Raw genomic sequence first — 21,465 nt, 5'->3', positions numbered from 1 at the left:
TCACCGCCAGCCCAGCTAGACCGCCTGATTGAGCGGCAGAGGCCTGGTCATCGCCCGACGGCCATGGCGGCTGGCTGCTTCGGGGGGCTTGCCTTGGGCAGGGCTGCAGCTTAGGTTGATGACATTGCGGCCTGACCCTGGCCTTCACCGGCGCCTGCGCTGTACTGGGCAGCCTGCTGGGCTTTGCCGTCAGCATGCTGCGCCAGCTGAAAACCCCGCTGGTGCGCTTGCCGCTGACCCTTTATGTGGAGTTCTTCCGCGGCACACCGCTGCTGATCCAGCTGTTCTGGGTGTTCTTCTGCTTCCCGGTGGTGTTCGGCCTGGATATCCCGCCCTATGTGTCGGTGCTGATCGCCCTGACCCTGTTCATGGGCGCGATCACCAGCGAGACCTTCCGCGGCGCGCTCAAGTCCATCGCCAGCGAGCAGCACGACGCCTGTACCGCCCTGGGCCTCGGCTCGAAGGTCAAGGTGCTTTACGTGATCTTCCCGCAAGCCCTGCTGCGGGCGGTCCCGCCGCTGCTGTCGAACATCGTCAGCCTGTTCAAGGAGAGCGCGCTGATCTCCTCGGTGGGCGTCGCCGACCTGATGTTCGTCGGCCAGAACATCTCCAACAGCACCGCGCGCCCGGTCGAGTTCCTCTCGGCCGTGGCCGTCATCTATTTCCTCGTGGCCTTCCCGCTGACCCGTCTGGTCGGCGTGGTCGAAGGGCGCCTGCTGCGCCGCTACGCCTACTGACACAACCCTAACCAACCCGGAGAATCACCGATGAAACTGAAAGGTATCCTGCCTGCCCTGGTCACCCCGTTCGACGCCGCTGGCAAAGTCGACCACGACACCCTGGCCTCGGTCATCGAGCACCAACTGGCCGCTGGTGTCAGCGGTTTCGTACCCCTGGGCTCGACCGGCGAGTACTACGCCCTGGCCAATGACGAGCGTCGTCAGATCCTCGCCACCGTCAAGGAAGTGGTCGGCGACCGCGGCCTGCTGATTGCCGGCGCCAACGGCTCCTGCACCCGTGAAGTGCTGGAACAGATCAAACAGACCGTCGACGCTGGCTACACCAACCTGCTGATCGCCCCGCCGTACTACGCGCTGCCGTCCCAGGAAGAACTGCTGGCCCACTACAACACCATTCTCGACACCTTCCCCGAGATCAACGTGGTGCTCTACAACTATCCGGTGCGTACCAACGTCGAAGTCGGCCTGGACGTGATCGCCGCGCTGCACCAGCACCCGCGCGTAATCGGCATCAAGGAAAGCAGCGGCAACCTGCTGCGCGCCATCGAGATCGGCGAGAAGTACAAGGGCATCCAGCTGTCCTGCGGTTCCGACGACCAGGCCCTGGACTTCTACCTGTGGGGCGCCGACAGCTGGATCTGCGGTCCGGCCAACATCTTCCCGGAGAAGGTCGTGGCCTTCCACAAGGCCTTCACCGCCGGCGACATTCGTGGCGCCCAGGAAGTCATGCGCAGCCTGTTCCCGGCCATGGCCAACCTGGAAAGCGGCAAGTTCGTGCAGAAGGTCAAGTACGGCGCCGAGCTGGCCGGCTTCAAGGTCGGCCCGGCCCGCGCGCCGCTGCTGCCGCTGACCGATGAAGAGAAGGCCGAGTTCCGCAAGGTGTTCGAGGCGTCGCAGGCTTGATTAATATCGCAGATCGGACGATCTCCTTGATATAGCACGGACCTGTGGGAGCGGGTTTACCCGCGATTACGATAGTGGACTCACTGCAGCAATCGCGGGTAAACCCGCTCCCACAGGGTCCGCGTCAAACTGGAGAGCCCTTTCTCCCTTCACTACTTTCAATCCGGCCTCCTTATTTTCCGAGCATTGCACCCATGAACAACCCGCAAACGTTATCGCAACACGCAGTGGTCATCGGTGGCGGTATCGTCGGCGTGTGCTGCGCCTTGTACCTGCAGCGCGATGGCCACCGGGTCACCCTGATCGACCCGGCCGCCCCGGGCGACAGCACCGCCAAATGGAGCTGTGGCCAGATGGCGGTGAGCGAAGTCATCCCGCTGTCCAAGCCCGGCATCCTGATGAAGATCCCCGGCTGGCTGCTGGACCAGAAAGGCCCCCTCGCCCTGCGCCCGAGCGCATTGCCGGGGATCCTGCCGTGGTTCATGCGCTTCCTGGCCTGTGCCCGTCCCTCGAAGATCAACGAGATCGCCCAGGACATGGCGCGCCTGACCCAGCATGTCTACGAAGACTATGCCCCGCTGCTCGACGCTTGCCCCGACAAGACCCTGCTTGGCGAACGCCCGGTGCTCGAAGTGTTCGACACACTGGCCGGCCTGGCACACGAACGCCCGCACCTGGAACTGCGCAAGCAACTGGGCTTCCGCTCCCAGGAACTCAATGGGGCAGAGATTTCCGATCTGGAGCCGGCACTGGCCGGTAAATTCCAGCACGGCCTGATGTTCCCGGACTGGCGCGCCGTGAACGACACCGAAGGGTTTATCGCCGCCCTGACCGAGAGTTTCATCGCCCAGGGTGGCATCCGTGTCCGCCAGCGCGTGACGAAGATCGACGAGCAGCACGACAAGGCCACCGGCGTTACCCTGGAAGACGGCGCCCGCGTACCGGCCGACCTGCTGGTGGTCGCGGCCGGCACCGGCGCCCGTCCGTTCTTCGACAGCCTGGGGGTGAACATTCCCCTGGCCGGCATCGCTGGCTACCAGGCGGTGCTGCCGCAACCTGAAGTGGAGATCCGCCACTCGGTGATCTACGCCGACGGCGGCTTCTGCTTCGCCCCGATGACCCGTGGCCTGCAGATCGGCGGCACCATCGAGTTCGCCGGCCCGAATGCCGAGCCCAATTTCAAGCGTGCCGAAATCATCATGGAAAAGGCCCGCCGCGTCCTGCCGCAACTGAACACCCAAGGCATGGAGTTCGGCGTTGGTTATCGCCCGTTCCTGCCTGACACCAAACCGGTGATCGACCGCTCGCCGCGCCTGAAGAACGCCATCCTGGCCTTCGGCCACGGCCAGCTCGGTCTCACCCTCGGTGCTACCACCGGCCGCCTGGTCTGCGACCTCGCTGCCGGGCGCGCGCCAAACCAGAACCTTTCCGCATTCAGTGCCCGACGCTTCGCCGTCCTTGGAGGAAACGCATGAACCGCTACGACCAGTTCTACATCAATGGCCAGTGGGTCAGCCCGATCAACGGTGGCAGCTTCAATTCCTATGACCCCAGCGACGAAAGCCTGATCGCCACCGTCGCCTCCGGCTGCGCCGCCGACGTGGACGTGGCGGTCAAGGCCGCTCGCGCCGCCTTCGACGAGGGTCCGTGGCCGCGCCTGAGCGGTGCCGAGCGGGGCGAATACCTGCGCAAGATCGCCGATGGCATTCGCGCCCGCCAGGAAGAACTGGCAACGATCGAGGTCCGCGATAACGGCAAGCCCTTCCCCGAAGCCATGTGGGACATCGGTGACACCGCCGGCTGCTTCGACTTCTATGCCAACCTGGCCGAAGAACTCGATCGCAACCGCGAAAAAGACGTGAGCCTGTCCGACGACCGCTTCAGCGCGATCGCCCGCAAGGAGCCTATCGGCGTGGCCGGCGCCATCGTGCCGTGGAACTTCCCGATGCTGATGGCCTCGTGGAAGATCGCCCCGGCCCTGGCCGCCGGTTGCTGCATCATCCTCAAGCCCGCCGAACAGACCTCGCTGACCGCCCTGGAACTGGCGCGCATCGCCGACGACGCCGGCCTGCCGCCAGGCGTGCTGAACATCGTCTCCGGCCCGGGCTCCACCGTCGGTGCCGCGCTGACCGCGCACCCGGGCGTGGACAAGCTGGCGTTCACCGGCAGCGTGCCGGTGGGCAGCCGGATCATGCAGGCCGCCGCCCAGGACATCAAGAACGTCACCCTGGAGCTGGGCGGCAAGTCGCCGTTCGTGATCTTCGCCGACAGCGATATCGAGCAAGCGATCGAGTGGATCATGTTCGGCATCTTCTGGAACAAGGGCGAAGTCTGCTCCGCCACCTCCCGCGTGCTGGTCGAACGCGCCGCCTACGAGCCGCTGCTGGCCCGGCTGGCCGAAGAGACCCGCAAGATCAAGATCGGCAACGGCCTGGAAGAAGGCGTGCTGCTCGGCCCGCTGGTCAACCGCAACCAGTACGACGGCACCCTCAAGGCCATCGCCAGCGGCCTGGAAGCCGGTGCCCGCCTGGTCTGCGGCGGCGAGCGTCCGGCGCACCTGGACAAGGGTTTCTACCTGCAACCGACCGTCTTCGCTGACGTGCCGGAAGACAGCTGGATCTGGAACGAAGAGATCTTCGGCCCGGTGGTGTGCATCCGTCCGTTCGACACCGAGGAAGAAGCGGTAAAATCCGCCAACAACTCGCGCTTCGGCCTCGGCGCCGCGGTGATGTCGAAGGACCTGGAGCGCTGCGAGCGGGTCGCCCGCAAGTTCCGCGCCGGCATCGTCTGGATCAACTGCTCCCAGCCGACCTTCACCGAAGCGCCGTGGGGCGGCTACAAGCAGAGCGGCATCGGCCGCGAGCTGGGTGAATGGGGCCTGAACAACTACCTCGAAACCAAGCAGATCACCTCTTACAACACCGACCAGCCGTGGGGCTGGTACATCAAGTGAGGTAATACCCATGCGTTGGAAACAGACGCTTCAGCTCGCTGAGGTGCACTGCGAAGGCGAGATCGGCAAGGTCATCACCGGCGGCGTCCTGGGTATCCCGGGCGCCACCATGCTGGACAAGATGAACCACATCAACGAGGTCGACGACAGCCTGCGTCGCCTGGTGACCCTGGAACCGCGCGGCTGCCTGCAGATGTCGGTCAACCTGCTGCTGCCGCCGACCCGTCCCGAGGCCCACGCCGGCTTCATCGTGCTGCAGGCGGACAAGGCGCACCCGATGTCGGGGAGCAACTGCATCTGCGTGGTCACCGCCCTGCTGGAACTGGGCATGGTGCCCATGCAGGAGCCCGAGACCACGGTGGTGCTGGACACCCCCGCCGGCCTCGTTACCGCCCGCGCCCTGTGCGCGGATGGGCGCTGCCTCAGCGTCTCGCTGGACATGGTGCCGGCGTTCGTCGAACACCTGGACCTGGCCATCGAGACCGAAGCCTTCGGCACGCTCAAGGTCGATGTGGCCTTCGGTGGCGTGTACTACGCACTGATCGATGTCGAGCAGATCGGTCTCTCCATTGCCCCGGAGCATGCCCGGGCCCTGGCCGATACCGGCGTGGCCTTGAAGGAGGTGATCAACCGCCAGTTGAGCATCCAGCATCCGTTGCTGCCGTCGGTCAACGAGGTGGCCTACGTGATGTTCCGCAATCGCTTGGACGAGCGCACCTACCAGACCTGTACTACCCTGCCCCCGGGCCGGGTCGACCGCTCGCCCTGCGGTACCGGCAGCTCGGCCAACCTCGCCACCCTGGCCGCCCGCGGCCTGGTGCAGGCAGGCGACCAACTGGTGTCGCGCTCGACCATCGGCGGTCAGTTCCAGGTGACGCTGCTCGGGCACACCGAGGTTGGCGGCAAGCCGGCGGTGCTGCCGCGGGTCACCGGCCGCGCCTGGCTCTACGGCCTGCAACAGCTGGGTGTGGACCCGGACGATCCGCTGGCGGCAGGCTTCATGCTCAGTGATACCTGGGGCGTCGGCCCCAGCCAGTAGTGACGACAATGGCCGGGCCTGTATGATGCCGGCCAGACCAACCGGGACCTGATGATGGCAAAAGATAACGACACCGAGAGCGGCCCACGCCGCCATAGCGGGCGCTACATCTACGAGGAACTGCGCAAGCAGATCCTCACCCTCAAGCTCAAGCCGGGCGTGCAGCTCGACGAAGTGTCCCTGGCCGCGCAGTTCGGGCTGTCCCGCTCTCCGGTCCGGGATGCCCTGGCCCGCCTGATCACCGAGGGCCTGGTGATCATCCTGCCGAACCGCACCACCCTGGTGACGCCGTTCGAGATCGAGGAGTTTCCCAACTACATCTCCGCGCTGGACCTGATCCAGCGTGCGGTCACCCGCCTGGCTGCCACCCAGCACCGCGCGGAAGACCTCGAGGCGATCCGCAAGGCCGATGCCGACTATCTCGCGGCCGTGACCAGCGGCGACTTCCAGGCCATGTCCGAGCTGAACAAGGCTTTCCACATGGCCATTGCCCAGGCCGGGCGCAACCCGTACTTCATCAATTACTACGAGCGCTTGCTCGGTGAAGGGCAGCGCCTGCTGCACCTGCATTTCGATCATGTGGTCAGTTCCGCGAGCACCCATCGCCTGGGCCGGGACCACGACGAGATGATCGAGGCCATCGCCTCGCGGGATGCCGATGCGGCCGAAGCGGCAGCGCATGAACACACCATGCTGTTCCAGCGCCGGTTCCTCGACTACATGCAGCAGAACCTGACGGCGCGCATGTCGATCGCCTGAACCGAAGCAGCTTTCCGACCTTTACGCGGCCCCTGTGGGAGCTGGCTTGCCAGCGATAGCGATGGTGAATTCACCGACGCAATCGCTGGCAAGCCAGCTCCCACAGGGGCCGTGTCGTTCTTACGTTCATTGGCCATCTTGACAGCCTGATGCCCTCCGGATAGCTTGCATGCAGCTCTGCACACAACAAATCCAAAGGGAGTCGACGATGCACAGATTCGAAAACAAGGTAGCGATCGTGACCGGCGCCGCCGGCGGTATCGGTTCGGCCATTGCCGCCCGTCTCGCCCGTGAAGGCGCGACGGTGGTAGTCAGTGACGTCAATCTGGAAGCGGCCCAGGGCGTTGTCGAGGTGATCCGCAGCGAAGGCGGCAAAGCCGTGGCGATCGCTGCGGATATCGCCCAGGGCGATGCCTGCCGTGCGCTGGTGCAGCGGACCGTCGAGCAACTCGGTGCCATCGACATCCTGGTGAACAACGCCGGGATCAACCGCCGCGGCAACCTGCTTGCCCTGAGCGAAGACGACTGGCACACCAGCTTCACCGTCAACCTCGACTCGATGTTCCACCTGTGCCGCGCCGTCCTGCCGCTGATGATCGAGGCCGGTGGCGGCGCCATCGTCAACACCGCCTCGCAGTGGGGCCTGTACCCGGCGCCAGGGCATATCGCCTACAACGTCACCAAGGCCGCCGTGGCCTCCTTCACCCAGAACCTGGCGCGGGACTATGCGCCGCACAAGGTGCGGGTGAACGGGGTGTGCCCGGGCGAGATCCACACGCCGATGCTGGAAGCCGGGGTCACGCGCTCGGGCCGCACCATCGCCGACCTGGACAGGATGGTGCCGTTCGGACGCATCGGCAAACCCGAGGAAGTGGCGGCACTGGTGGCGTTCCTGGCGTCGGAGGAAGCGGCGTTCATGTGTGGGTCGCTGGTAGAGATCACCGGGGCGCAGGCGGTGGCGTGACGCTGTCCCCAAGGCGGCCACTGTAGAGATCGAACGATCTCTACAGTGGCCTGTTCCGGACAACCTTCAGAAATCGAAAGTCAGCCCGGCATACAGTGCACGACCATCTCCAGGCGAGTGCAGCGAGGCGTCCGCTCCATCCGGATCAAACCAGACGTACTCGTAGTAACGATTGGTCAGGTTTTTCAGTTGCAGATCCACGCTCATCGACTCGCTGAGCCTGTAGGTCGCCCCGAGGTTCATCAGCACGTAGCCACCATAGGCGCCTTGAGTGTTTTCGCGCTCGATGTAGTAGTCGGTCTGCCCGTTGGCCCAAGCGGTCAGTTGCAATGCCGGGGTGGCCTGGTAACTGATACCGGTAGTCCACAGATGATGCGGCACATGGTCGATTTCCTTGCCCTTGCTACCCGGCAGTGCGCTGCTGGGCTCCAGGATTTTCGAGTACTGCCAGGAATAGGACATCCACACCTCGGTACGCTCATCCGGGTGCAGGTTGACCTGCAGGTCATAGCCCCAGCGGCGGGTTTCGCCGACGTTATCGGACTCGCCGCTCGGGTCGTTGAGGCGACGGCTGACCTCGCCCGTGGCGTCCTGGCGCCAGTAGGCCACGCGGCCGTCGACCCACTCGGCCGGGGTGAACTTGACGCCGGTTTCCCAGCCTTCGTTGATCGACGGCTCCAGGTCCTCGTTGCGTGGCGGCACCTTGTACGACGCCGCACCGGTCCCCACCTGGAACGTCCGGCCCCAGTTGGCGTAGACACTGGCGAACGTCCAGGGCGAGTAAACGATGCTGAGCTTGGGCTGCTTGATCAGCCCGTAGTCGTTGATGTCCGAGTCCAGCCCGGTCAGCTTGTTGGTGAAGTCGCCATTGATCTTGTCTACCCGATAGGCCGGGACGATTTTCAGCGACTCGACCGGCTCGATTTCAGCCTGCACATAGGCGCCGACCGTATTGAAGTCGAAGTCCTGGTTGCGGGTCTGCGCCTGGCGCACCCGTTGCAGGGTGCGATAGCGCTCGCTGCGGTTTTCCTGTTTCTGCACATCGCTGCCGCCTTCCAGCGCGAAGGCGTGCAGCCAGTCGACCTGTGGGCGCCAGGTCAGGGAGGTGATGGCGCCGTACTGGTCCTCGTAGGTATCGCGTTCCTGCTGGGAACTGGTGCGCCAGTACTGGGTCCAGCGACGATCATCGAAGGTATTGAGGTAAGTCTTCGCTGACCAGGACAAGGTGTCCGCCAGGTCGGTGTCGAAATGCAGGCTGACCTGGTTCATGCGCCGCGTACCCTTGTCCGTGGCGTTGTAGTCGTTGCTCATGCGCGGGTGGTGGCGAGCATCCTCTTCGGTCAGGTAGCCGGCCTCCTGCGCCTGCGACTCATAGTGCCGGGCAATCAGACCCAGGCGGAAGCTGCCGTCGTCAGGTGTATAGAACCACTTGCCGCCGAAGCTGTAGCGCTCGGTTTCGCCGTGGTCGCGATAGCCCTCGACCTGCTGGCGGGCAAAGAAGTAGTTCTGCGTCCAGTTGCCGGTTTCGATGCCTTTGCCCAGTTGCACCTCGCGGGTGTTGAAGCTGCCGTAGCGCAGGCGGGCCTTGTTGTAGTTGCCGCCCGTGCGGGTGTTGATGTTGACGTTGCCGGCGATGTTGTTGAGGCCATAGCGCGGGTCGCTGGTACCGCGCACGACTTCGATGCTGTCGATGTCCATCGGGAACACCGAATCGATGAAGGGCATGTTGCCGTCGTTGGTGTTGCTCGGGATGCCATCGACCAGCAGCTTGACCGCGTTGACTTCGCCTTCACCGTTGAAGCCCCGGAACGAGAGCTTGCCCGAGGTGGTGCCCTGGTTGAATTCGGTCAACATGACACCAGGAGCACGGCTGAACAGCTCCCAGCTGTAGGCCACAGGCATCTTCTCGACGATATCTGCGCCGAGGATGTCCACCGAGCTCAGCACGCTGCTGGTGGCCAATGGACCGGTCATACTGCCGCTGACCGTGACAGCGCCAAGGGTGAGGGTGGAGTTATCGCTGGACAGCGTTTCAGCCACGGCTTGGGAAAGTGGGCTCAGGCTGGATACACAGGTGATCGTTAACACGGGCAAGACAGCGCGTGCGGTGCTACGGAACGCAGGCATGGACAAAGCTTCCTGGCAAAAAAGTCGGGCACGGTCATCACGCGCGTTGTGCGCGGGACCGGTGGATGGTCGACAGATCAGGCCAGGGGAGAGGCGCGCGGATTGAGCTTGGGCCACTGTTCGCGTGGCAGAGGCAAGGTGGGAGCGTGACCCAGCAGCAGGTCATCGGGCCAGAAACGCGGGAAGAGGTGTTTGAAGTAGTCGCCCGGCAGCACGGCCTGGCCGGCGTGACCGCAGCAGCAATCACCGGATCGCAGCTTGCTGTCGGCGCTGCCCGAGCGTTCGGACTGGTCGAGCTTGAGTTGCGCGAGCAGCGACTTGGGCAGGCTCTGCACCCCATGCAGGCTGCAGAAACTGCCGAGAAGCAGCGACTGGTCCACAGCAGGTTCGCGCAAGGAACGGTCGAGCGGCATCACCAGCAGGTTGAACAACACTGCGAAGCATGCGAGCAACCAGAGGTGAGTGCGAACGCGTGACAGCATGGACCGCTCCATGGGTAAGCTGCGCATTAAGCCCCACCCGTGGCGGTCTGTAAAAGTTCCATTCAGCGCCATTTTGTCGCAGGCAGGCTGCTTCAGGCCTGTTTGCTCCAGGCACAGACGCGTCTCCGTAGCCGAGCAATCGACGAAGCGCTATGCCAACATGTGCTTCCCTGCCCCGTACCACAGGTTCATCCATGCTCTACGTTGTCATGCTGGGAGGAAAACATCCTCGGGCCAGCATCGAAGTCCACGACGTGGTCTTCGCCCACGGCGATACACTCGCCCAGACATACCCGCAGTTGCGCAGCGCCTGGTTCGGCAGCCCCAAGGGCCTGCATATCGATTCCTGGCTGGAGGTCCACGGCGTGGATGGCTATCGCGTCGAACTCGGCCACGCGGCACCACAGCCCGGCGCCATGCGCTTGTTTTTCCTGAACCTGGGTGGCTACGCGCCCGGCGAGTTTGGCGAGGATCACCGCTACTTGCTGGTAACGGCTACCGATGCGGCCGCTGCGAGGAAGGTGGGCAAGCAACGCATGGCCGCAGGCTGGCTGAAGCCGCATACCGACGCGGTAGTGGACGTCGATGACTGCCTGCCAGTGGATCTGATCGAGGGTCGCTATGTACACCTGGTCGAGGGCGAACATCGAGGCATGGTGCAGCGCAGCGATTACATCGTGATCTGAATGGTGCTTTGAGGTGAGAAGGCCCGTCAGTAGATCGCATCAGGGCTGACAGGTGCTTGTCGTGACTTTTCTGGCGCCCTTTAGATCGAGCGCCGCGCGGGCGGCGCTCGATCTTGAGGGCGCTGAAAATCTACCGGCATGCACCTGGTGGCCATAACCCGGTTCTCTGACAGGCACCTCGCAGCCACCACTATTCAGTGCAAACCAATAGTTAACCTCAGAGTAACAATCCACTCCCAACCTTGATTGATGCCCTCCCCGCCCAACCGTACCTTGACCCCCACGAAAGCGGACCCGTGGAGTCACATAATGACAACCAGACCCTCCCCCCCACCGCAGTGGTCGCGCCGGCGCACCGAGAAGCAGCGCCGGCTCGACCAGCTACGTCATCTCGCGGATGGCGCGGTGATCCCCAGTGAACGTATCGTCGAAGCCCTCGAGCTGTTGATCGCCGCCGGGGATCGCGTGGTGCTCGAGGGCAACAACCAGAAGCAGGCGGATTTCCTCTCGCGCTCCCTGGCCAAGGCCGACCCCGGCAAGCTGCATGACCTGCACATGATCATGCCCAGCGTCAGCCGCGCCGAACACCTCGACCTGTTCGAACAGGGCATCGCCCGCAAGCTCGACTTTTCCTTCGCCGGCCCGCAAAGCCTGCGCATCGGCCAGTTGCTGGAAGACGGCCGCCTGGAAGTCGGCGCCATCCACACCTACATCGAGCTGTATTCGCGCCTGCTGGTCGACCTGATTCCCAACGTGGCCTTGGTCGCCGGCTTCATGGCCGACCGCGAGGGCAACATCTATACCGGCCCGAGCACCGAGGACACCCCGGCCCTGGTCGAACCGACCGCCTTCAGCGACGGCATCGTGATCGTCCAGGTCAACCAGTTGGTCGACGATGTGCGCGATCTGCCACGGGTCGATATCCCGGCCTCCTGGGTGGATTTCGTGGTGGTCGCCGACCGGCCGTTCTACATCGAACCGCTGTTCACCCGCGACCCGCGCCATATCAAGCCGGTGCATGTGCTGATGGCGATGATGGCGATCCGCGGGATCTACGAGAAACACAACGTCCAGTCCCTCAACCACGGCATCGGTTTCAATACCGCCGCGATCGAGCTGATCCTGCCGACCTACGGCGAATCCCTCGGGCTCAAGGGCAAGATCTGCCGCAACTGGACGCTCAACCCACACCCCACGCTGATTCCGGCCATCGAGTCCGGCTGGGTCGAGAGCGTGCACTGCTTCGGCACCGAGCTGGGCATGGAGGACTACATCGCCCAGCGCCCGGACGTGTTCTTCACCGGGCGCGATGGCTCGATGCGCTCCAACCGGATGATGTGCCAGTTGGCCGGCCAGTACGCCGTGGATCTGTTCATCGGCGCCACCCTGCAGGTGGATGGCGACGGCCATTCCTCCACCGTGACCCGCGGCCGCCTGGCCGGCTTCGGCGGTGCGCCGAACATGGGTCACGACCCGCGCGGCCGCCGCCATGCGACCCCGGCCTGGCTCGACATGACCGAGCCGGTGACCCTGCTGGAGCGGGGGCGCAAGCTGGTGGTGCAGATGGTCGAGACCTTCCAGGAAGGCGGCAAGCCGACCTTCGTCGAGACCCTGGATGCCGTGGACGTGGCCCGCAAAGCCGGCATGCCCCTGGCGCCGGTGATGATCTACGGCGACGACGTCACCCACCTGCTCACCGAGGAAGGCATCGCCTACCTGTACAAGGCGCGCAGCCTCGAGGAGCGCCAGGCGATGATCGCTGCGGTCGCCGGCGTTACCGCCATCGGCCTGCGCCACGATCCGAAGGACACCCAGCGCATGCGCCGCGAAGGCCTGATCGCCCTGCCCGAGGACCTGGGCATCCAGCGTACCCAGGCCAGCCGTTCCCTGCTGGCGGCCAAGAGCATCGCCGAACTGGTCGACTGGTCCGGCGGCCTGTACAACCCGCCCGCACGTTTCAGGAGCTGGTAATGAGCGCATCCACACTGATTCATGTCCCGCTGCCGCTTGCCCAGTTGCTCGCCGACCTGGCGGTGGACGCCCTGATCGACGAGGCCGATCTGTCGCCCAAACCAGCGCTGGTGGACCGGCGCGGCGCGGGTGCCCACCAGGATCTGCACCTGGGCCTGATGCATGCGTCGGCGCTGTCGCTGTGGCCCTGCTTCAAGGAAATGGCCGAGGCGGCGCTGGCCTTCGGTGAAGTCGGCCAGCCGTTGCGCGAAGCGCTCGGGCAGATTGGCCGCGAAGGTGAAAACGCGATGCTGGCGACCACGGGCGGCGTCAACACCCACCGTGGTGCGATCTGGGCCCTGGGCCTGCTGGTCGCCGCCCGTGCGCTGGGCGAGCCAGACGAGGATGCCGGCGCAGTCGCCGCCCGCGCTGGGCGCATCGCCCTGATCGACGACCGTTTCGCCCCAAGGCAGCAGGACAGCCACGGCCTTCAGGTGCAACGCCGCTACGGTGCACGCGGCGCCCGGGAAGAAGCGCAATCGGGCTTCCCGACGGTGCTCGGGCATGGCCTTCCACAACTCGCTGCCAGTCGCAGCCGCGGCGCAGGCGAGCAAAACGCGCGCCTAGACGCCCTGCTGGCGATCATGGCCACCCTGGACGACACCTGCGTGCTCTGGCGCGCCGGGCCGCAGGGCTTGCAGACCATGCAGCAAGGCGCCCGTGGCGTCCTCGAGGCCGGCGGCAGCGCCAGCCTTGCCGGGCGCCGGCGACTGCGCGAACTGGATGCCAGCCTGCTGGCCCTCAACGCTTCGCCAGGCGGCGCCGCAGACCTGCTGGCGGCGTGCCTGTTCCTCGATAACGCCGGGAGTCTCTGAGCATGGAAACCCTGTCTTTCACCTTCCCCGCCGGCGAGCCCGGCGCAGGCCGCGCCCTGGTCGGCTGCGTCGGCTCCGGCGACCTTGAAGTGCTGCTCGAACCCGGCGCGCACGGCGTGCTGGCAATCAACGTGGTGACCTCGGTCAACGGCAGCGCGCCGCGCTGGCAACAGCTGTTCCAGCGCCTGTTCGCCGAGCAGTTGCCGCCGGCCATGAACATCGATATCCACGACTTCGGCGCCACGCCCGGCGTGGTGCGCCTGCGCCTGGAACAAGGTTTCGAGGAGATTGCCCATGACTGATGTCGCCCGCTTGCTCAACAGCCGCAGCTTCGTGGAACTCGGTGCCCGCGAGCGGGCCCGGGCCCTGCTCGATGCCGGCAGCTTCCGAGAACTGCTCGGCCCCTTCGACCGCCTGATGTCGCCCTGGCTGCCCGGCCAGGGCATCGTGCCCCAGGCCGACGATGGGGTGGTCATCGCCAAGGGCACCCTGAACGGCCAGCCGCTGCTGGTGGCCGCCATCGAAGGGGCGTTCCAGGGCGGCAGCATGGGCGAGGTCGGCGGCGCCAAGATCGCCGGGGCCCTGGAACTGGCGGTCGAGGACAACCGCAACGGCATTCCCACCGCCGCCGTGCTGCTGCTGGAAACCGGCGGCGTGCGCCTGCAAGAAGCCAACCTGGGGCTGGCGGCCATTGCCGAGATCCAGGCCGCGATCGTCGAGCTGCGTCAATTCCGACCCGTGGTCGGCCTGATCGCCGGCTCGGTCGGTTGCTTTGGCGGCATGTCCATCGCCGCCGGGCTGTGCAGTCATCTGATCGTGACCCGCGAGGCGCGCCTGGGCCTCAATGGCCCGCAGGTGATCGAGCAGGAAGCGGGGATCGACGAATACGACTCCCGCGACCGGCCCTTCATCTGGAGCCTGACCGGTGGCGAGCAACGTCATGCCTGCGGACTGGCGGACAGCTACATCGCGGACGATGTCGAGCAGCTGCGCGCAGCCTTGGTGACCGCCCTCGCGGCTGGCGAACCCGCCCTGCCCCGCAGCCGGCGCTACGCCGACTTCCTCGCACTGCTGAACAAGCTCGGGGCGGACTGCGAACAACTGGACGCGCGCCGCGTGCGCGCCATCTACCAGGGAGAACTGCAATGAGCCGAGGAATCGAGTGGCTGCGCGCATTGGCCGCCGGCCCTGAACTGCCGGGCCTGCCTGCATCGGTAAAAGTCATCGACGGTGAACTGGGCAACCGCCCGGCGCGCTATCTGGCGGTAGTGCCGGATGCGCACAACCCCTTCCCCCGTGCACGCCAGGGTGAAGTCGGCCTGCTGGAAGGCTGGGGACTGGCCAAGGCCATCGACGAGGCCATCGAGGCGGACGCCGGTGCTACGCCGCGCATCCTGGTGGCGGTGGTCGATGTGCCGAGCCAGGCCTACGGCCGGCGCGAGGAAGCGCTGGGGATCCACCAGGCGCTGGCCGGCGCGGTGGACGCCTACGCCCGGGCCCGGCTTGCCGGTCACCCGGTGATTGCCCTGCTGGTGGGCAAGGCGATGTCGGGCGCCTTTCTCGCCCATGGTTACCAGGCCCAGCGGATCATCGCCCTGGACGACGACGGCGTGATGGTCCACGCCATGGGCAAGGCCGCGGCCGCGCGCATTACCCTGCGCAGCGTCGAGGAGCTCGAAGCCCTGGCCGCGACCGTCCCGCCGATGGCCTACGACATCGCCAGCTATGCCTCGCTGGGGCTGTTGTGGGAGCGGGTCAAGGTCGAGGGCATCGAGCAGCCCGGTGCGGCGGATGTCGCAAAGGTCAACGAGGTACTGGTCCGCGCGGTTGTGGACATTGGCACGAGTACCGATCTGCGTGGCCGCCTCGGTGCGCCTAACCGAGCGATGTCGTCGCTGGTGCGGGAGCGCTTGCGGGCGCAGTGGTAGTGTTGATGAACAGCACTTTCCACGCCCACGATCTGCTCTGGGGCATGCCCTCCGCGCAACTGCCCGAAGACGCCCCGGACTGGGCGCGTCAGGTGCTGGATGCCGGCCTGCCCGTGGTAGTGCGGCGGGCCAGCGGCGAGGCCGGCTTGGTGCCGGTCGGTGTGCGTGGCGATCAACGCGCACGACGACTTGGGGCCTGGATGACGGCTACGCAGGTGAGCTGCCGACTCCGTCCTGAAGATCTGCGCCTGCAAGATCCGGCGGATCTGCCGGCACTCGTTGCCCTGCAACAGGTGACGCCGATCCTCGACGACCTCGGCCTCGCCTGGGGCCCCACGGGTGGCGTCGGCTACCAGTTGGCGACCGGGCTGACTGTGCTGCATGCCGGCAGCGATCTCGACCTGCTGCTGCGTACACCGACGCGTTTCAGCCGCGCCGAGGCCCGTAGCCTGAGCCACAGACTCAAGGGCCTGGCCTGCCGGATCGACCTGCAACTGGAAACCCCCAATGGCGCCGTGGCCCTGGCCGAATGGGCCACGGACAGTGCACGTGTCCTGCTCAAGCATCGTGACGGCGCCCGTCTGGTCGCCGATCCCTGGCACCTCGCGGAGCAGCCGGCATGAGCAGCCTGTTCGCGTTTCCCGGCCAGGGCGCGCAACGCCCCGGCATGCTTCAGGGCCTGGTCGAGGATGCCTCGGGCCGGGCCTGTCTTGAAGAAGCCAGCGATGTGCTCGGCGAGTCTCTGTTGGGTCTCGACAGCCGCGAGGCGCTGGCGTCCACCCGCGCCGTGCAGCTGTGCCTGCTGGTGGCCGGCGTGGCTGCCGCGCGTGGATTGCTGCAACGCAATGCCCCGCCGGATTATGTCGCCGGCCTGTCCATCGGCGCCTACCCGGCGGCGGTGATCGCCGGTGCGCTGGACTACGCCGATGCCGTGCGCCTGGTTGCCTTACGTGGTGAGCTGATGCAACGCGCCTATCCCGGTGGCTATGGGATGACGGCCTTGATCGGATTGGACCAGGGCAGCGTCGAACGGCTTATCGAGAGCGAGCCGGTCTTTCTGGCCAATATCAATGCCGAACAACAGTTCGTGATCGCCGGCAGCGATGCCGCCATGGAGCGGGTTGCCCAACGGGCGCTCGCCATGGGAGCACGCGCCGCCAAGCGTCTGGCGATGAGCGTACCGTCCCATTGCCCCCTGCTGGACGCGCCAGCCAAGGAATTGGCCCAGGCGTTCGCCCCGATCACCCTGCGCCGGCCCGCCATCAGGTTCCTGAGCAGCAACAGCGCCAGGCCGCTGCACAACGCCGAGGCCCTGCGCGACGACCTGGCCTTTAACATGTGCCGCCGCGTCGACTGGGCGGCGACCGTGCGCACCGCCTGGGAGCGCGGTGTACGCCTGCTAATCGAACTGCCACCCGGCGCCGTGCTCGGTGGTCTGGCCCGGTCTGTGTTCAACCCAGGAACGGTGATCGCTTGCCAGGATGCCCGCGCTGACACGCTGGATGTGTTGCTGCGCAGGGAGGCAGCCGATTCCTCCCCATGACCGCAGAAGCTGGTTCTGCGCAGAACCCGTAGGAGCGTGGCTTGCCCGCGAAGGACCGCGCAGCGGTCCCAAAATCTCGCTGACACCACCATTTTTGGGACTGCTTTGCAGTCCTTCGCGGGCAAGCCACGCTCCTACCTGATCCGCGATATCCATGCCACCCCGTTTTTTCAGTCTTCCCGCCCCCGACTATACATCCGGCACTCAGCAACCAACGCCAGCAAATTCGGATCCCGCTCACGACTCTTCAGGAACACCACGCCAATATGCTGCTGCAGCCGATAACGCGGCTGCAGCGGGATCAGCTTGACGCGGTTCTCATACACCGCCGAAATCCGCCCCGGCAACAACGCATACCCCACCCCCGAACTGACCATGCTGAGCAAGGTGAAGATGTCATTCACCTGCATCGCCACATTCGGCTTGAACCCGGCCTGGTCGAACACCCGCGTACCGTCGCGGTGAGTGGCGAAGCCTTGGGTCAGGGTGATGAAGGTCGAGTCGGCGAGGTCGGCAAGGTCGACCTGCGCTTCCACGGCAAAGGGCGAGTCGGTGGGGACGGCGAGGAAGATATCGTCGGAGAACAGCGGCAACTGTTCGCAGGCGGGGTCGCTGGTGCTCTCGTCCAGGGACACCAGGATCGCATCGAGTTCGAAATTCTTCAGCCGGTAAAGCAGGTCGACGTTGGAACCCAGGATCAGGTCGATATTCAACTCGCTGCGGCGCAGCTTCAGGCCCATGACCAGTTGCGGCACAGTCTTCACCGTCAGCGAGTACAGCGCACCCAGCTTGAAGCGCTCGGAAGAAAACCCGGCGGCCTCGCGGGTCAGGCGCACCATTTCACCGGCGTCCTTGATCAGCGTGCGGGCCTTTTCCTCCAGCACATAGGCACTTTCCAGCGGTGTCAGCTTGCGCCCTTCATGCTTGAACAGCGGGCAACGCAGGGCATTTTCCAGCGAGTGGATGGCCCTGTGCACGCTGACACTGCTGGTCTCCAGCTCGCTGGCGGCACGGGCAAGATTGCCGTTGTGCATGAACGAGAGAAAGATTTCCAGCTTCTTCAGGGTCAGTTCTTCATCGATTTGCATACTCGGGTCCAGGCAGCAAGGAGCTGCCGGTGAGCATATAGGAACGCCGCAAGGACGGGTGACTGCGCGCGCCGTCACCCTCCAGTGTGCTTACATCCAGCCCGGCACCACGAACAGCAGCCAGGCCAGCAGCGGACCGAAGGCCACCACCAGGCCGCTGTAGACCAGGAAGCGACGGAACAACGCTTCGCGCTCTTCCTTCGCCGCCGACGCCACCACCAAGGCGCCGTTGGTGGAGAACGGGCTGACGTCCACCACGGTCGAGGACACCGCCAGCGCACAGATAACCCCGGCCGCGCCGAGATGCCCCTGCATCAGGAACGGTACCGCCAGCGGGATGGTCGCGCCCAGTACCGCCGCCGAGGAAGCGAACGCGGAGACGATGCCACCGACATAGCAGACCAGCAGCGCCCCCAGCAGCGGGATGCCGATGGCACTGACGCCATGGCCGACAAAGTCGACCGCCCCGGCTTTCTGCAGCACGGCGACATAGGTCACCACGCCGCTGATCAGCAGCACTGTGGACCAACTGATGCCGTCCACCGCGCCCTTCTGCGCCGACGGCGAGACGATCGCGATCGCCACGGCGACGGTGATCGCCACCAGGCCGACGTTGAGGTCATAGGCCAGCGCGGCGATGCCCAGGCCCAGCAGGCCGACCAGGGTGATCAAGTGATCGCGGTTGATCTGCAGCTCGCTCAGCGCCTGCGGATCATTGGACAGGGTGCCGCCACCGGCGCTGAGCAGCGCGCCGTGGCCCTCGATGGCGAACTGTCGCGACGACGCCTGTGCACCGGCCAGCAAAGGCTCACTGACCACCACACGACTGCGGGCCAATAGTGCGAGGCCGCCAAAGGCGAAGAAGCAGATGAACGCCATCAGCACGTTGAAGCCAAGGCTGGTGAGAAACACGGCCATTTCCGTGACGTCCAGCCCGGCCTTCTGCACCACCTGGTTGGTGATGCCGCCATACACGCTGATCGGCGAGAACCCGCCCGCCTGCGCGCCGTGGATCACCAGCAGGCCCATCATCAACGGATTGATCTCGTACTGCTTGGCAAAGCGCAGCGCGACCGGACCGATGATCGCCACCGCCGCCGGACCCAGTGCGCCAAAGGCGGTGAGCACGGCCGTGACGATGAACATCACCCAGGGAATGGCCACGATGTGGCCCCTGACCGCCTTCACCGCCCAATGCACCAGCAGATCGATGGTGCCGTTCTTCTGGGCGATGGCGAACAGATAGGTGATGCCGACCAGGGTCAGGAACAGGTCGGCAGGGAAGCCCGCAAGCACCTCTTTAGCCCCCACGCCGACCCACAGGCCGCCAACGATGAACGCCAAGGCAAACCCGACCGCGCCCATGTTGATGGGCAGGGCCGTGGCCACGACGAACATGACCACCAGACCGATGATCGTTGCGATTTCCGGACTCATACGGCCTCCCGGGATATCTGCTGCGATTCATTCGATGGCAATCCGTTGTCCAGCGTGATGAAACCGACCCGGGTACAGGTGGCAGGCAGGGCTACACCGTAGATCATCATTGTTCTTATCCTCGTGACATCGAAGTTATTGTTCTTGTGCTTCGGTAATCAGTGTCGCTATCGGCTGCGGTTCACCTCTTTCCGCGTTCGTGGATGCACATTAGAAGTGCAGGCCATGGACCATCAATCAAGCGAAGAGGTATTCCATTACGCTCAGGTTAACGATCATGTTCGGCACCTTGTCATCCTGCGCATGAAGTCGGTGCGAAGTTTCGTGTCGAGCGGATCAGCGGGCGCTGTCGATGATAGAGCCACCATCGGGGGTGAGGCTCGATCCGGTAATGAACTGACTGTCCTTGCTGGCCAGGAACAACACGACCGGGGCAACGTCGTCTTCGGGCGAGCCATAGCGGCCCAATGGATTGGTCGGCGCGGGCGGGTTGATGTCCGCTCCCCAGGTTTCAGCGACCGGCAGCACGTTGTTCACGGTGATCTTGTCTGCTCCCCACTCACGGGCAGCGGTTCGGGTCAATGCCCGCACGGCCTCTTTCGCCATGTTGTACGGGCCATAGCCGACCAGTCCGATGACCCCCGCCATCGAGCCGAAGTTGATGACACGCCCTTCGCCGCTCTTTCTCAGGTATGGGTAGGCCGCTTGCATGGCGCGAAGGTAGGCGATGGGGCCTAGGTCGAAATTGCGCTGCAATTGCTCCGCCGACAGGTCGAGGATGGACGAGAACGGTACATTGGGGTCGAAGGCGTTGTTCACCAGAATGTCGATGCCGCCATAGGTGGCCGCCACCTTGTCGACTGCCGCCTTGAGTTGGTCGGCATTGCCGATATCGCAGGGGATACCGATGGCCGTACCGCCAGCGCCGGTAATCTCGGCAACCACGGCCTCGACGTTCGCGGGTGTGAGCGAGAGCACGGCAACCTTGGCCCCCTCGGCCGCGAACAGCTTGGCGGTGGCTCGGCCGATGCCACGCCCGGCGCCCGTGACGATGGCTACTTTTCCGTTGAGTCGGGACATGTTTTTCTCCTTGGTAGTCAAGACGTGTGTTGTTGCGCAGACGCGATCACACCATACGGCGAAGGCGTGTCGCGGGCAGCGTTCTGGGTAGTGAACGAGACGGCCAGCAGCACCAAGCCGAGGATGACCGCAAACGCCCCCTTGGGCTTGCGCACGCCCAGGTGGGCCGAGCCGGACAGCAGCAGGTGAAAGAAGATGCCGGCGTAGGCCAGATCGCTCAAAGGCACGCTGATGCGCGACAAGATGGCAAGAGGCCCGAGCACCTTCACCACGACCATGAGCGGCACAAGATAGGGAGCGGGATACTTCAGTTCCGAGAGTGTCTGGCGTACCCAATCCGTCCTGACGACATAGAGAGTCGCAGATGACAGGTAGAGCAGTGCCAGCAATGCAGTGCAGATCCAGTAGGCGTAGTGCGTAGCCATGAGCAGGCTCCTGACGTTGATTCGAAATCGACATGCACAAAGAATGTCGACTAACATGAGTCATCGCAAGTAGGATGAAAAAGTGGAACATAGTATGGAAAACCAGACTAATGACGGTGTCGAGATCAACATGCACGACGAAATGCGCCGCGCATTCGCGCTGCTTTCGGGCAAGTGGAAGCTGGAGATCATGTGGCTGCTCAACCAGCGGATCTACCGCTTCGGTGAGTTGCGCAAGGCGATTCCAGGAGTGACCCAACACATGCTGACGGCTCAACTGCGCGAGCTGGAGAGAGACGGCCTGGTGTCGCGCACGGTGTTTGCAGAGGTCCCTCCCCGTGTCGAATACGAAATCACCGACAAGGCACGCGGCCTGGGACCAACGATGGAAGCGCTGACGGCCTGGTGGAAGGAATATGGAGCAAGTCTGCCGGGCAAACCCGTTTCACGAGGTCGCAAAGGGAAAAGCAGCTAGCTGACTTAGCC

22 protein-coding genes are annotated in these 21,465 nt (G+C 64.7%); 16 read left to right on the top strand and 6 right to left on the bottom strand.

Annotated features, from left to right (window positions below):
• The first annotated feature begins 131 nt into the window (after nucleotides 1–131).
• The 7 genes from PSEMO_RS17385 (at nucleotide 132) to PSEMO_RS17355 (ending at nucleotide 7,358) form a co-directional block, all read left to right on the top strand.
• Nucleotides 132–737 carry an amino acid ABC transporter permease gene (locus PSEMO_RS17385; RefSeq protein ID WP_075804234.1) on the top strand — a complete coding sequence of 202 codons (606 nt, stop codon included), beginning with the start codon at nucleotides 132–134 and terminating at the stop codon, nucleotides 735–737.
• 30 nt (nucleotides 738–767) lie between these two features.
• Nucleotides 768–1,643, top strand: coding sequence for a dihydrodipicolinate synthase family protein (locus PSEMO_RS17380; protein WP_075804233.1), 876 nt, complete (start codon nucleotides 768–770; stop codon nucleotides 1,641–1,643).
• A 194-nt stretch (nucleotides 1,644–1,837) separates the two neighbouring features.
• Nucleotides 1,838–3,118, top strand: a complete 1,281-nt coding sequence (locus PSEMO_RS17375) for an NAD(P)/FAD-dependent oxidoreductase (protein WP_075804232.1) — start codon at nucleotides 1,838–1,840, stop codon at nucleotides 3,116–3,118.
• Nucleotides 3,115–4,596, top strand: coding sequence for an aldehyde dehydrogenase family protein (locus tag PSEMO_RS17370; protein WP_075804231.1), 1,482 nt, complete (start codon nucleotides 3,115–3,117; stop codon nucleotides 4,594–4,596). Before PSEMO_RS17375 ends, PSEMO_RS17370 begins: the two co-directional genes overlap by 4 nt.
• 10 nt (nucleotides 4,597–4,606) lie before the next feature.
• Nucleotides 4,607–5,635, top strand: coding sequence for a proline racemase family protein (locus PSEMO_RS17365; protein WP_075804230.1), 1,029 nt, complete (start codon nucleotides 4,607–4,609; stop codon nucleotides 5,633–5,635).
• A gap of 54 nt (nucleotides 5,636–5,689) precedes the next feature.
• Complete coding sequence (locus PSEMO_RS17360) at nucleotides 5,690–6,394, top strand: GntR family transcriptional regulator (protein WP_256721152.1); 705 nt, start codon at nucleotides 5,690–5,692, stop codon at nucleotides 6,392–6,394.
• Nucleotides 6,395–6,602: 208 nt separating this feature from the next.
• A complete protein-coding gene (locus PSEMO_RS17355; RefSeq protein WP_075804228.1) occupies nucleotides 6,603–7,358 on the top strand; it encodes an SDR family NAD(P)-dependent oxidoreductase in 756 nt (251 codons plus the stop codon).
• A gap of 66 nt (nucleotides 7,359–7,424) precedes the next feature.
• On the opposite strand, the gene PSEMO_RS17350 is transcribed toward PSEMO_RS17355, so the two are convergent.
• A complete protein-coding gene (locus PSEMO_RS17350) occupies nucleotides 7,425–9,485 on the bottom strand; it encodes a TonB-dependent receptor (protein WP_075804227.1) in 2,061 nt (686 codons plus the stop codon).
• A 77-nt stretch (nucleotides 9,486–9,562) separates the two neighbouring features.
• Nucleotides 9,563–9,967: a DUF2946 family protein gene (locus PSEMO_RS17345; RefSeq protein ID WP_075804226.1), complete on the bottom strand. Its 405-nt coding sequence runs from the start codon at nucleotides 9,965–9,967 to the stop codon at nucleotides 9,563–9,565.
• 194 nt (nucleotides 9,968–10,161) lie between these two features.
• On the opposite strand from PSEMO_RS17345, the gene PSEMO_RS17340 reads away from it, so the two are divergent.
• The 8 genes from PSEMO_RS17340 to mdcH all read left to right on the top strand — a co-directional run bounded on the left by PSEMO_RS17340 (nucleotide 10,162) and on the right by mdcH (nucleotide 16,949).
• Nucleotides 10,162–10,653, top strand: coding sequence for a DUF1543 domain-containing protein (locus tag PSEMO_RS17340; RefSeq protein ID WP_075804225.1), 492 nt, complete (start codon nucleotides 10,162–10,164; stop codon nucleotides 10,651–10,653).
• Between the two features lie 309 nt (nucleotides 10,654–10,962).
• Nucleotides 10,963–12,624 carry a malonate decarboxylase subunit alpha gene (gene mdcA / locus PSEMO_RS17335; protein WP_075804224.1) on the top strand — a complete coding sequence of 554 codons (1,662 nt, stop codon included), beginning with the start codon at nucleotides 10,963–10,965 and terminating at the stop codon, nucleotides 12,622–12,624.
• Complete coding sequence (locus PSEMO_RS17330) at nucleotides 12,624–13,478, top strand: triphosphoribosyl-dephospho-CoA synthase (RefSeq protein ID WP_075804223.1); 855 nt, start codon at nucleotides 12,624–12,626, stop codon at nucleotides 13,476–13,478. The genes mdcA and PSEMO_RS17330 overlap by 1 nt, the downstream gene beginning before the upstream one ends.
• Before the next feature lie 2 nt (nucleotides 13,479–13,480).
• On the top strand, nucleotides 13,481–13,780 hold the full coding sequence (locus PSEMO_RS17325; protein ID WP_075804222.1) for a malonate decarboxylase subunit delta: 300 nt from the start codon (nucleotides 13,481–13,483) through the stop codon (nucleotides 13,778–13,780).
• The gene (locus PSEMO_RS17320; protein ID WP_075804221.1) at nucleotides 13,773–14,627 is read left to right on the top strand and encodes a biotin-independent malonate decarboxylase subunit beta; all 855 of its coding nucleotides are present in this window, start codon (nucleotides 13,773–13,775) and stop codon (nucleotides 14,625–14,627) included. Before PSEMO_RS17325 ends, PSEMO_RS17320 begins: the two co-directional genes overlap by 8 nt.
• A complete protein-coding gene (gene mdcE / locus PSEMO_RS17315) occupies nucleotides 14,624–15,406 on the top strand; it encodes a biotin-independent malonate decarboxylase subunit gamma (RefSeq protein ID WP_075804220.1) in 783 nt (260 codons plus the stop codon). The genes PSEMO_RS17320 and mdcE overlap by 4 nt, the downstream gene beginning before the upstream one ends.
• Before the next feature lie 5 nt (nucleotides 15,407–15,411).
• On the top strand, nucleotides 15,412–16,029 hold the full coding sequence (locus PSEMO_RS17310; protein ID WP_075804219.1) for a malonate decarboxylase holo-ACP synthase: 618 nt from the start codon (nucleotides 15,412–15,414) through the stop codon (nucleotides 16,027–16,029).
• A complete protein-coding gene (mdcH, locus tag PSEMO_RS17305; protein ID WP_075804218.1) occupies nucleotides 16,026–16,949 on the top strand; it encodes a malonate decarboxylase subunit epsilon in 924 nt (307 codons plus the stop codon). Before PSEMO_RS17310 ends, mdcH begins: the two co-directional genes overlap by 4 nt.
• A 170-nt stretch (nucleotides 16,950–17,119) precedes the next feature.
• Here mdcH and PSEMO_RS17300 read toward each other — a convergent pair whose 3' ends face one another.
• From PSEMO_RS17300 to PSEMO_RS17285, 4 genes are all read right to left on the bottom strand, one after another.
• Nucleotides 17,120–18,037 carry a LysR family transcriptional regulator gene (locus tag PSEMO_RS17300; RefSeq protein ID WP_075804217.1) on the bottom strand — a complete coding sequence of 306 codons (918 nt, stop codon included), beginning with the start codon at nucleotides 18,035–18,037 and terminating at the stop codon, nucleotides 17,120–17,122.
• Between the two features lie 90 nt (nucleotides 18,038–18,127).
• Nucleotides 18,128–19,474: an SLC13 family permease gene (locus PSEMO_RS17295; protein ID WP_075804216.1), complete on the bottom strand. Its 1,347-nt coding sequence runs from the start codon at nucleotides 19,472–19,474 to the stop codon at nucleotides 18,128–18,130.
• Between the two features lie 336 nt (nucleotides 19,475–19,810).
• The gene (locus tag PSEMO_RS17290) at nucleotides 19,811–20,554 is read right to left on the bottom strand and encodes an SDR family NAD(P)-dependent oxidoreductase (RefSeq protein ID WP_075804215.1); all 744 of its coding nucleotides are present in this window, start codon (nucleotides 20,552–20,554) and stop codon (nucleotides 19,811–19,813) included.
• 17 nt (nucleotides 20,555–20,571) lie between these two features.
• Complete coding sequence (locus tag PSEMO_RS17285) at nucleotides 20,572–20,979, bottom strand: DoxX family protein (RefSeq protein WP_075804214.1); 408 nt, start codon at nucleotides 20,977–20,979, stop codon at nucleotides 20,572–20,574.
• A 94-nt stretch (nucleotides 20,980–21,073) separates the two neighbouring features.
• On the opposite strand from PSEMO_RS17285, the gene PSEMO_RS17280 reads away from it, so the two are divergent.
• A complete protein-coding gene (locus PSEMO_RS17280) occupies nucleotides 21,074–21,454 on the top strand; it encodes a winged helix-turn-helix transcriptional regulator (protein WP_075804213.1) in 381 nt (126 codons plus the stop codon).
• Nucleotides 21,455–21,465: the final 11 nt, after the last annotated feature.

The sequence above is a fragment of the Pseudomonas putida genome (genome assembly GCF_001941965.1).
Taxonomy (GTDB): Bacteria; Pseudomonadota; Gammaproteobacteria; order Pseudomonadales; family Pseudomonadaceae; genus Aquipseudomonas; species Aquipseudomonas putida_L.
The sequence above is the reverse complement of the archived record's forward strand: the minus strand, read 5'-3'. Positions and strand labels throughout refer to the sequence as shown.

Bases quoted from the DNA above. Each gene is read 5' to 3' on its own strand.
- PSEMO_RS17380 (WP_075804233.1), top strand. From the start codon at position 768: ATGAAACTGAAAGGTATCCTGCCTGCCCTGGTCACCCCGTTCGACGCC.
- PSEMO_RS17375 (WP_075804232.1), top strand. From the start codon at position 1,838: ATGAACAACCCGCAAACGTTATCGCAACACGCAGTGGTCATCGGTGGC.
- PSEMO_RS17370 (WP_075804231.1), top strand. From the start codon at position 3,115: ATGAACCGCTACGACCAGTTCTACATCAATGGCCAGTGGGTCAGCCCG.
- PSEMO_RS17365 (WP_075804230.1), top strand. From the start codon at position 4,607: ATGCGTTGGAAACAGACGCTTCAGCTCGCTGAGGTGCACTGCGAAGGC.
- PSEMO_RS17360 (WP_256721152.1), top strand. From the start codon at position 5,690: ATGGCAAAAGATAACGACACCGAGAGCGGCCCACGCCGCCATAGCGGG.
- PSEMO_RS17355 (WP_075804228.1), top strand. From the start codon at position 6,603: ATGCACAGATTCGAAAACAAGGTAGCGATCGTGACCGGCGCCGCCGGC.
- PSEMO_RS17350 (WP_075804227.1), bottom strand. From the start codon at position 9,485: ATGCCTGCGTTCCGTAGCACCGCACGCGCTGTCTTGCCCGTGTTAACG.
- PSEMO_RS17345 (WP_075804226.1), bottom strand. From the start codon at position 9,967: ATGCTGTCACGCGTTCGCACTCACCTCTGGTTGCTCGCATGCTTCGCA.
- PSEMO_RS17340 (WP_075804225.1), top strand. From the start codon at position 10,162: ATGCTCTACGTTGTCATGCTGGGAGGAAAACATCCTCGGGCCAGCATC.
- mdcA (WP_075804224.1), top strand. From the start codon at position 10,963: ATGACAACCAGACCCTCCCCCCCACCGCAGTGGTCGCGCCGGCGCACC.
- PSEMO_RS17330 (WP_075804223.1), top strand. From the start codon at position 12,624: ATGAGCGCATCCACACTGATTCATGTCCCGCTGCCGCTTGCCCAGTTG.
- PSEMO_RS17325 (WP_075804222.1), top strand. From the start codon at position 13,481: ATGGAAACCCTGTCTTTCACCTTCCCCGCCGGCGAGCCCGGCGCAGGC.
- PSEMO_RS17320 (WP_075804221.1), top strand. From the start codon at position 13,773: ATGACTGATGTCGCCCGCTTGCTCAACAGCCGCAGCTTCGTGGAACTC.
- mdcE (WP_075804220.1), top strand. From the start codon at position 14,624: ATGAGCCGAGGAATCGAGTGGCTGCGCGCATTGGCCGCCGGCCCTGAA.
- PSEMO_RS17310 (WP_075804219.1), top strand. From the start codon at position 15,412: ATGAACAGCACTTTCCACGCCCACGATCTGCTCTGGGGCATGCCCTCC.
- mdcH (WP_075804218.1), top strand. From the start codon at position 16,026: ATGAGCAGCCTGTTCGCGTTTCCCGGCCAGGGCGCGCAACGCCCCGGC.
- PSEMO_RS17300 (WP_075804217.1), bottom strand. From the start codon at position 18,037: ATGCAAATCGATGAAGAACTGACCCTGAAGAAGCTGGAAATCTTTCTC.
- PSEMO_RS17295 (WP_075804216.1), bottom strand. From the start codon at position 19,474: ATGAGTCCGGAAATCGCAACGATCATCGGTCTGGTGGTCATGTTCGTC.
- PSEMO_RS17290 (WP_075804215.1), bottom strand. From the start codon at position 20,554: ATGTCCCGACTCAACGGAAAAGTAGCCATCGTCACGGGCGCCGGGCGT.
- PSEMO_RS17285 (WP_075804214.1), bottom strand. From the start codon at position 20,979: ATGGCTACGCACTACGCCTACTGGATCTGCACTGCATTGCTGGCACTG.
- PSEMO_RS17280 (WP_075804213.1), top strand. From the start codon at position 21,074: ATGGAAAACCAGACTAATGACGGTGTCGAGATCAACATGCACGACGAA.